Source organism: Algoriphagus persicinus, assembly GCF_035156415.1.
Taxonomy (GTDB): Bacteria; Bacteroidota; Bacteroidia; order Cytophagales; family Cyclobacteriaceae; genus Algoriphagus; species Algoriphagus persicinus.
Genome location: NZ_JAYEEY010000024.1, coordinates 70,079 through 77,910, shown reverse-complemented (window position 1 = coordinate 77,910; position 7,832 = coordinate 70,079). Strand labels below are relative to the sequence as shown.

Sequence of the window (7,832 nt, the reverse complement as noted above, 5' to 3'; positions counted from 1 at the left end):
CCTATTGCTAAAGAGTTAAACAGTAGTCAAAAAAATAGAGACCGATTTCAGGAAATCGGCCTCTATTGAATAAAAAAGGCTGTCTCCAATAATGAAAATCAATATGAGACAGCCACTTTTAAATTTTATAGTTGATATAATTATTCTGCGTCTTGACTGACTTCTGAAACCGATCTGAAGTTACCTTCCGGCAATTGCTCAGCTAGTTCATCCCGCTCATAAGGGAATACTTCAATAATGGGGCTTTCTACAATATCCGGTACCCTGAAACTTACAAGCATATTGCCTAAACTTTCCTGAATTCTATCGTAGGCTTCTTTTACATCGCCAGCTGTCACTATCATGTATTGGGTGACTTTTTTCTCTTTGCCACTTTCTCCATCAGCCACCATATAGGATATTTTGCACTTGTGCCAAACGTCCGCATCTTCATAAAAAAACACATCTACTATATTACTCTTGCTGATTCCGGTGACTTGGAAATCTCCTCGAATCTGAGAAGCAAGCCTGTCATACAGTATTGCTTCTGCTTCGGTAAAGGATACTGCATCAACTAGATATTGCTCGGAAATATTCTTAAGCAGACCCTGCTCATTTTCCTTTGCATATTTAACCTTGCACAAAAACCAAGTTCTCATAATTCTTTCAGTTTGGAATTCGAAGGTAAAATATATCCTTTGAAGCACAAGGGTATTTTCAGCATTAGAAACTGTCTGAAATGGATGGAGATGACTAACTCACTGATAGTCAAATCGATTTATTTGTTGGGTTATCCGGACTTCGAAAAGGCGAAATGGAAATATGAAAAGATTGTGGGGAGTAAAAGAAAAGCAGTAAATTATCGCAAAACCTAATGCATGCGGGATAAAATCTGGTACAGCTTTCCTGTACAATTATTATTGCTTCACCTGAGAAAGAACTTAGTGCTTACCCTTATCTGGGTAGTTCTGACTGGAGTTATTCTAGAGTACTTCGGTGTTGTATTGGGTATTCCTTTTCTTTTTCTGGATCCTGAGTATCTGCATCAGGTTTCCTGGGTGAGTTTTTTCTTGATGGGAGTAGGGTTTGCTGTGTTGACTATGGCATTTCATATGTCCACCTACATCATGGATGGTCGGCATTTTCCTTTTTTAGTCATAATAAATAAGCCTTTCATTCATTACTGTGTCAATAATGGGCTTATCCCATTGACTTTTTACGTGACCTATATTATTAGATTTGTTGAGTTTCAGTTGGGGAATGATCTTTCAAATGATTGGGAGGTATTGTACTATTTTATTGGATTCGTCGGTGGGGGAGTGGTGACCTACTCGGTTATTTTTGGGTATTTCTCCTTTACGAACAAGGATTTTTTCATTCTTTTTGCGGGAACTGTGGATAAAAGGCTTCGTAAAGTTCGCCTTACCAGAGCAAATGTGCTCAGTCAATATAAAGACCTTAAAAACCAAAAATATAAAGTCCTCTATTTTCTGAACATTCATCTTCGTCCAGAGAAAGTAAGGCCAGATATTTCCAGATTCGAAGGGACAAAATTGCTTCGGGTTTTTGATCAAAATCACCTTAACCTGTTCATCATTCAAATCGGCTTGATCCTTTTTGTTTTGTTTTTGGGATTTTTCAAAGAAAACCCTTATCTGCAGTTGCCTGCAGCTATGAGTGCTACCTTATTGTTAGCCATCCTTATTATGCTGGTGGGAGCTGTAAGTTTTTGGCTGAGAAGGTGGTCAACTTTTATAGTTTTTGCTTTTCTGCTTCTTGCAAACTATTTCAGTAATTTTAACTTTTTGAACCGCCCTCATGAGGCTTTTGGCTTAGATTATTCTGTGCCGCCCGTTACCTATAGTCTTGCGCACATGGATTCTCTTTTGACGCCTGAATTGGTCAAAAAAGACAGGGATAATGTTTTGAACATTCTGGATAATTGGAAAACTAAGTTTCCTGAAGAAGCTAAACCTAGGTTAGTAATAGTCGCCGCCAGTGGAGGTGGCCAGCGTGCAGCACTTTGGACTGTCAAAATCCTACAAAGTATCTATGGAATAGAGAAAGGAGAGGTATTGAAGCATACGGAGCTGTTTACTGGGGCGTCGGGAGGCGTTTTGGGCGAAGCTTTCTTCAGAGAAGTTTACCTAAGATCCTTGACCGATCCTACTGTGGATCCTATGGATGAAAAATATCTCGATCAAATCTCCGCCGATAATCTCAACCCGATTATTTTCACTTTACTGGTAAATGATCTATTAATCCGTAATCAAAATTTCGAGTACAATGGGCGTAAATATCTTAAAGACAGAGGATTTGCTTTTGAAAATCAGTTAAATCAGAATACTGAAGGAATTCTTGATAAGCCTATTTCTGCCTATAAAGCCCCTGAATTCTCAGGAAGTATTCCCCTGCTTCCAGTCACCACATTGATCACCAATGATGGTAGAAAGCTCGTGATTTCGCCACATTCCATGTCATTTTTTGGCACATCCATGCTAGGAAAGTTTGGCCCGGATGAGAAAAAGCAGACGATAGATTTCCTTAGGTTTTTTGAACATCATGATTCCAAGAACTTGAGGTTCCTATCTGCTTTGCGCATGAGTGCTACCTTTCCATTTATTACCCCGAATATAGAACTGCCTACGGAGCCAGTCATGGAAACAATGGATACAGGTTTGTCTGATAATTTCGGTATTCAAGATGCACTTCGATTTATGTATGTATTTCAATCTTGGATCTATGAAAATACCGGCGGAGTGGTGTTGATTACGATTCGGGATTCTGAGAAAATAACAGAAATAGCACCTAGTTTTCCCCCTCGGATTTTTGAAAAGATTTTCATTCCACTTAAAAACATTTATGCCAATTGGGACAATGTACAAACTATACAGAATGAAGTGCTTTTTAATTACATGGCAGAATCCATGCCCTTTGCGCTTGAGAGAATTGAGTTTGAATATGCCCCAGAAAAGGTGCAAGCAGAGGAATTGACGGAAAGTCAAGAGACCATGCAGCGAGCATCTTTGAATTGGCGGTTGACTGCACGGGAGAAAAAGTCAATTCTGGAAAGTGTCTATACACTTAAAAACCAAAGCTCATTGAAACGTCTGGAAGAGTTATTCACTAAAAATCAGCCTATTATAGAAGATAGCGTTCTGCTGAAAGGAGAAAACGGTCAATAAACGCCCCAAGGCAGCCCTCACTGAGAGTAGAGCGCGACGATGAATAAATATTAGAAAAGGATATCAATAAGCAAAGCCCCATTTTTTATAAATAAAATGCATCAGCCAAGCCGGACCTATCAGCAGAAACTGAAGATCTTTAAGGAATGTGGGTTTTTTACCCTCGATCTTATGTCCATAAAACTGCATGATCCAGGCTAGAATAAAGACGCCAAGACTAAACATCCATAGCTTTCCGGGCAAAATCAGATCAATAAAATTTGCGGATGCCAGACAAAGTGCCGAAAATAGGAACATGCCTAAGGTCAGCGGAATAGAAAGCATGAGATAATAAATCAGCACTAAAGCTAGTACTATCGTAGCCCAATTGGCGAAATAGCCCAAGAAAGGCAAAAGATCAGGAAGAGGTCCTGGGGGGATGCTAAAAATCAAGGCGACAATACTAAAAAAAATAGCAGGCACACAAAACCAATGGATGAGCTTGTTGGTCGTGTTTTGATGACTCAACCCGTATTCTTGGAATAACGCATCAATCTTTCTCATGGTGTTTTGGGATTTTATCGCTTAGATTGAATTAAAATACTAAATCTATTTTAATTCTTTTTCTAAAAATCGAAATGTTCAGCTACTGGGAGAAAAAACACTTTTTTGATTACGACCTGATTGTGGTAGGGTCTGGCTTTGTAGGGCTCTCCACAGCCATTCATTACAAACAAAAACATCCAAAGGCAAATGTTCTTGTACTGGAACGCGGGGTTTTTCCAACAGGTGCAAGCACCAAAAATGCAGGTTTTGCTTGCTTTGGGAGTCTGACGGAAATTCTGGATGATTTCTGGCAAATGACTCAGGATGAAGTTTTGGCTTTGGTTGAGCGGCGATACCAAGGATTGAACTCGATTAGAAAACAGTTTGGAGACAAAAATCTGAGCTATTCTCATTCCAACGGGTATGAGCTTTTGGAGGATAGCCAGAGCGGAGCCGTGGATCAGATGNGGATTGAACTCGATTAGAAAACAGTTTGGAGACAAAAATCTGAGCTATTCTCATTCCAACGGGTATGAGCTTTTGGAGGATAGCCAGAGCGGAGCCGTGGATCAGATGGCTGGAGTGAATAAGCTTCTCAAGCCAGTTTTCAAGCAAGATGTTTTTTCATTAGTGAAAAAGCCTGAAAAAATGGGATTTGCAGATCAAATAAAGTTTATCGTCAAAAATAAATTTGAAGGGGAATTGGATCCCGGGAAATACATGAGCGCACTTTGGAAACTAGCTCAGCTGCAAGGTATAAGCCTGCTATCTGGTGTTTCGGTCTGTGAAGTCAGCAAAGATGATGGGATTGTTCTCGCTGAAGATGGTGCTGGAGAAATAAATTTAGAATTTAAGGCGAAGAAAATTGCCATTTGCACCAATGCTTTTACGCAGAAGCTATGGTCGGAATCTGATATTCAGCCGGGTAGGGGATTGATCCTTTTATCCAAACCCCTCGATTTTGAGATTCCCTGGAAAGGCACCTTCCACATGGACAAGGGCTATGTTTATTTTCGTCAGATTGATGGAAGGCTACTGCTTGGCGGAGCTAGGAATAAAGATTTTGAAGCTGAAAAAAGCACGGATTTTACGGTAAACCCTAAAATAAAGTCCCATTTAAAGAAGCTTGCTGCTGAGGTGATCTTTCCGGGAAAAAGTATTCCTTGGGATACTGAATGGACTGGAATTATGGCTTTTGGCAAAATAAAAACTCCACTTATCCAACGGGTAGGCACTAAAACAGTGGCGGCGGTGCGATTAGGCGGAATGGGGGTGGCCATTGGCTGGCAAGTAGGAAAGGAGCTTTCTGTACTTTTGTCCAAGATGTAATTAATTTTTTTTATTAGATTCAGACTCTTAACTCACCTAACCCCGATTAATGCAAGGTTTAACCCGCTCCCCAAAAGTTGTTGACGCACTGATTCCCCTGGTTTTTTTGATAGTACTTTTGGTATTGAATATTCAAATTTTTGGCACGGATGGACTTTCTGGCTCCAATCAAATTGTTCTTATCCTGTCTTCGTTGGTAGCAGCTTTGGTTGCTATCTTTCGATTAGGGTTTAATTGGGAGACACTTCAGGATGGTGTCGTAAAAAGTATTAGCGCCGCCATGTCGAGTATTCTGATTCTTTTTCTCATTGGTGCACTTGCAGGGACCTGGCTGCTCAGCGGAATTGTACCCGCTATGATTTATTATGGCCTGCAGATATTAAGTCCAGCGATATTTTTGGTAGCAGCATGTATTGTCAGCGCAGTAGTTTCTATTGCTACAGGCAGTAGCTGGACCACGGTAGCGACTGTGGGCGTGGCTTTATTGGGAATAGGGAAGGCACTAGGATTTGAAGAAGGGATAATTGCTGGGGCGATTATTTCGGGCGCATATTTTGGGGATAAAATGTCACCGCTATCTGACACTACCAATCTTGCTCCTGCCATGGCGGGCACTGATTTGTTTACTCACATTCGCTACATGGCGAAGACTACGATACCATCCATTTCTATCACCTTGGTTATCTTTGTAGTGATCGGCTTGAACTATGAGGTACAAGGATCTGTGAATGACGTGCAGGCTATTTCAGATGTAATCTTGGAGAAATTCAATGTGACTGGGTGGCTGTTTATCGTGCCAATAGTCGTAATTTTCATGATTGTGAGAAAAGTCCCGGCTATACCTGCTTTGCTTACAGGGGCGCTTTTAGGAGGGCTTTTTGCCCTAATTTTCCAGCCTGATATCATTCGGTTGATTGCTGATGAAAATGCGTCCTATGCCTACCAAAGCTTCAAGGCAGTGATGATGTCACTATATGGAGAAATTAGTATTGCCACCAGCAATGACGTGGTGAATGAATTACTCATTACTTACGGAATGGGCGGCATGATGAATACCATTTGGCTAATTATTGCAGCGATGGTTTTCGGGGGAATAATGGAAGAAAGCGGTATGCTGCGAGTCCTTGCAGCAGCAGTGATCCAGAAAGTCCACAGTGTCGGGTCATTGATTGCAGCTACAGCGGCTACTTGTGTGTTCTTTAATATTACCACTTCTGATCAGTACTTGGCTATCTTGGTTCCTGGCAGAATGTATGCAGATGTATATAAAAAGCGTGGTTTAGCACCGGAAAATCTTAGTAGAACGCTGGAAGACTCGGGTACTGTGACCTCGGTGCTGGTACCATGGAATACCTGTGGCGCTACGCAAGCTTCGGTATTGGGTGTAGCGACTTTAACTTATGCACCTTATTGCTTTTTTAATATTATTAGTCCCTTTATGACTATTCTATATGGTTATTTCAGAATTGGGATTACCTATTACGATGACGTAAAAGAAGAAAAGTTGGCATGATTCCATTTAAGATCACAAAAGAAGAAGTAAATGCCCTTCCACTGGGACAGTTTGAGGGTGAGATGTTTTTAATTGATAAACTTGAAGAGGTAGAGGAGGTAGCAGAATTTCTTGTTCAGCAGCGAGTAATTGGCTTTGACACGGAGACTAAGCCGGCCTTTAAAAAAGGTGTGGTCAACCAAGTTTCGTTGCTCCAGCTTTCTACTTCTACTCAAGCATTTCTTTTTCGATTGAATGTAATAGGCTTTCCTGATACTATTCGAAATATTCTGGAAAAAGAGAGTATTGTGAAAGTAGGTGCAGCGGTTCATGACGATATCAAAGGGCTGGCAAAACTCACAGACTCTTTTTATGCCAATTCTTTTTTCGATCTAAATGATGAGTTGAAGCGAGTAGGTTTTATAAATATTGGCGTACGCAATCTTTGTGCGATGGTGCTAGGAATGCGTATTTCTAAGTCAGAGCAAGTTTCAAACTGGGAAGCCGAAAAGCTTACTATAAAGCAGCAGCGCTACGCAGCTACGGATGCGTGGGGATGTTTGGAGATTTTCAAAAAGCTAAAAGCTGAGGGCTATTTGGATGAATTGTTCAAATAACAGTTAATTCTAATCCGGCGATTTCCTCCAGGGAAGCAATGAGTAGCTTTTCCAGTCCTTTTCGAACTTCCAATTGCATTTGGCAATCCAGCGTCATTTCTTGAGATAGAATCTGCAAGTCATGGGTTTTTACGAGTTTCATGACATCATTCATTACTGGATAGGGAAATCGGATAGTAACGGAAGACTTTACTTGTTCTTCGAAGATCTCATTTTCCTGTATGGCTAATGCTGCTGAAGTTTTGTAGGCTTGGATCAGGCCGCTCATCCCCAGTTTGGCTCCTCCAAAATAACGGACGACTACGATCAGAATATTTGTCAGATTACTGGACCTGATCTGCCCCAAAATAGGATCTCCTGCTGAGTGATTGGGCTCTCCATCGTCATTGGCTCGGTAGTGCTCTCCATCTTTTCCAAGTGCCCAAGCAAAGCAATGATGTCTGGCGTCAAAGAATTTTTTTCGTAGCTCAGCCAAGTGAAATTTGATTTGCTCCTCATTTTGCACTGGGAAGGAGAAATAGAAAAACTTGCTACTTCTGTCTTTGTAGAGACCTTCACTGCTTCTGGAAATAGTAAAAAATGTATCTTCGAATCTGGACTCATCGCCTAAGTCGGGCATGGATTAACTAGGGTTGATCAACGGCGAATTTAAAGATTTAACAACTAGGTAACAGGTTATCTGTATGAATTAACTTAATTTTAGCT

The 7,832-nt window shown here is 40.8% G+C and carries 8 protein-coding genes; 5 read left to right on the top strand and 3 right to left on the bottom strand.

Translation table 11 applies throughout. The features are described from left to right. Positions 1-140: 140 nt before the first annotated feature. Complete coding sequence (locus U3A58_RS17205) at positions 141-638, bottom strand: DUF4494 domain-containing protein (RefSeq protein ID WP_323825524.1); 498 nt, start codon at positions 636-638, stop codon at positions 141-143. 219 nt (positions 639-857) lie between these two features. Between U3A58_RS17205 and U3A58_RS17200 the strand changes: the two genes are divergently transcribed. Next, complete coding sequence (locus U3A58_RS17200) at positions 858-3,164, top strand: patatin-like phospholipase family protein (protein ID WP_323825522.1); 2,307 nt, start codon at positions 858-860, stop codon at positions 3,162-3,164. Positions 3,165-3,227: 63 nt separating this feature from the next. On the opposite strand, the gene U3A58_RS17195 is transcribed toward U3A58_RS17200, so the two are convergent. Beyond that, complete coding sequence (locus U3A58_RS17195; RefSeq protein ID WP_323825520.1) at positions 3,228-3,707, bottom strand: Mpo1 family 2-hydroxy fatty acid dioxygenase; 480 nt, start codon at positions 3,705-3,707, stop codon at positions 3,228-3,230. 74 nt (positions 3,708-3,781) lie between these two features. Here U3A58_RS17195 and U3A58_RS17190 point away from each other — a divergent pair, with 74 nt between their 5' ends. The 4 genes from U3A58_RS17190 to U3A58_RS17175 are packed head-to-tail and all read left to right on the top strand — an operon-like array spanning position 3,782 to position 7,127. Continuing rightward, entirely contained in the window at positions 3,782-4,174 is a 393-nt protein-coding gene (locus tag U3A58_RS17190) for an FAD-dependent oxidoreductase (protein WP_323825518.1), read from the top strand. Next, positions 4,161-5,018 (top strand): NAD(P)/FAD-dependent oxidoreductase, encoded by an 858-nt coding sequence (locus U3A58_RS17185; protein ID WP_323825516.1) that lies wholly within the window; start codon positions 4,161-4,163, stop codon positions 5,016-5,018. Before U3A58_RS17190 ends, U3A58_RS17185 begins: the two co-directional genes overlap by 14 nt. Before the next feature lie 49 nt (positions 5,019-5,067). Beyond that, positions 5,068-6,531 (top strand): Na+/H+ antiporter NhaC, encoded by a 1,464-nt coding sequence (gene nhaC, locus U3A58_RS17180; protein ID WP_323825514.1) that lies wholly within the window; start codon positions 5,068-5,070, stop codon positions 6,529-6,531. Continuing rightward, the gene (locus tag U3A58_RS17175) at positions 6,528-7,127 is read left to right on the top strand and encodes a 3'-5' exonuclease (protein WP_323825512.1); all 600 of its coding nucleotides are present in this window, start codon (positions 6,528-6,530) and stop codon (positions 7,125-7,127) included. Before nhaC ends, U3A58_RS17175 begins: the two co-directional genes overlap by 4 nt. Here the strand turns inward: U3A58_RS17175 and U3A58_RS17170 are convergent. Then, entirely contained in the window at positions 7,120-7,746 is a 627-nt protein-coding gene (locus U3A58_RS17170) for an IMPACT family protein (protein ID WP_323825510.1), read from the bottom strand. The two genes, U3A58_RS17175 and U3A58_RS17170, sit on opposite strands and share 8 nt — an antisense overlap. Positions 7,747-7,832 lie beyond the last annotated feature (86 nt).